The sequence below is a fragment of the Delftia sp. ZNC0008 genome, from assembly GCF_000799035.1.
Taxonomy (GTDB): domain Bacteria; phylum Pseudomonadota; class Gammaproteobacteria; order Burkholderiales; family Burkholderiaceae_C; genus Comamonas; species Comamonas tsuruhatensis.
Window position 1 is genome coordinate 1 of the sequence record NZ_JTKZ01000140.1, and the last position, 1,435, is coordinate 1,435.

1 protein-coding gene and 1 pseudogene are annotated in these 1,435 nt (G+C 65.2%); both read left to right on the top strand.

The features are described 5' to 3' along the window. The first annotated feature begins 243 nt into the window (after positions 1-243). Positions 244-1,200, top strand: coding sequence for a phosphoadenosine phosphosulfate reductase domain-containing protein (locus L995_RS04810; RefSeq protein ID WP_047469675.1), 957 nt, complete (start codon positions 244-246; stop codon positions 1,198-1,200). A gap of 52 nt (positions 1,201-1,252) precedes the next feature. Then, positions 1,253-1,435, top strand: a pseudogene (locus tag L995_RS04815) (DNA cytosine methyltransferase); the annotation flags it as partial.

A 1,435-nucleotide genomic window follows, 5' to 3' on the forward strand; every position in this document is an offset into this window, starting at 1 on the left:
GGTAGATGACGCCGAAGTGCTGGAGGGGATCGGCTCCCGCCCTGGAGAGCTTGCTCTGCAAAAGCTTCAGGACCTGATACCGCAACTCGACACTGACTGATCAAAACCGGCCCCCAGCCGGTTTTTTTACACCCAAATCCAAGAGGCATGAGCACAGCGCATGGGCGCTGTCCTGATACCTCCCCTCCAACTTCCAAAGCCAGCCAGCGAGCTGGTTTTTTTTCGTCCCGAGGAACCCGCCCCATGGCGACAAAGCACGTCATTTCAGTATCCGGCGGCAAGGACAGCACAGCCGTGCTGCTGCTCGCCCTGGAGCGCTGCCCACCAGGCAGCGTGGTCCCGATCTTCTGCGACACCGGCAACGAGCACCAGGCCGTCTATGACTACCTGGCCTATCTGGAGCAGGCCCTGGGCTTGACCATCACCCGGCTGCGTGCCGACTTCACCGAGCGCTTTGCGGTGCGCCGCATGTTCATCGCCCGCGACTGCCGCACCCGGCGAGACAGGCGCGGGCGCAAGGTGCGCTGGTCCAACAAGGCGAAGCGCCGCGCCCTGGCGGCTCTGCACCCGTCCGGCAATCCATTCCTCGACCTGTGCATGCTCAAGGGCCGCTTTCCCAGCAGGAAGGCCCAGTTCTGTACGGAGGAACTGAAGCGGAACATCGCGATCGAGTTCCAGCTGGGCCTGCAGGAGCAAGGGCATCGCGTCATCAGCTGGCAGGGCGTGCGCCGCGACGAGTCCGAAGCACGGCGCCAAACCAAGCTGGCCGAGCGCATTGGGCCAGGCCTGCGGGCCTTTCGCCCTCTGGTGGCGTGGACGACCGCCGATGTCTTCGCCTTTTGTGCAGCGCGGCGGATCCAGCCGAACCCGCTCTACTTGCAGGGCGCCAGTCGCGTCGGCTGCATGCCATGCATCAACTGCCGCAAGGACGAGCTGCAGCAGATCTCCAGGCGCTGGCCCGAACACCTCCAGCGCATCAGCGACTGGGAGCACTTGGTGGGCCAGTGCAGCAAGCGCGGCTTCTCAACCTTCTTCGCCGACGCGCATTCAGCGCCCGACCGGCGCCGGGTCTTCGCCGACCTCAACGTCTGGTCCCGCATCGAGTGGGCCAAGACCACGCGCGGCGGACGGCAGTACGACCTTCTGGCCGGCCTGGACGAACCCACTGCCTGCGCATCGGCCTACGGCCTGTGCGAGTAAACACAAACCCAGAGCCCGCACAACGCGGGCTTTTCTCATTCTGAGGAACCGCATGCTCACCCCTCAATTTCTCCTGCCCCTCGCGGCCAAGCTGGTGATCGACCTGTTTGCCGGCGGCGGCGGCGCATCCACCGGCATCGAGCAGGCCATCGGCCGGCCCGTGGACGCGGCCATCAACCACGATGCCGACGCCATCGGCATGCACGAAGTCAACCACCCGCAGACACGCCACTAC

Bases quoted from the DNA above. Each gene is read 5' to 3' on its own strand.
- L995_RS04810 (WP_047469675.1), top strand. From the start codon at position 244: ATGGCGACAAAGCACGTCATTTCAGTATCCGGCGGCAAGGACAGCACA.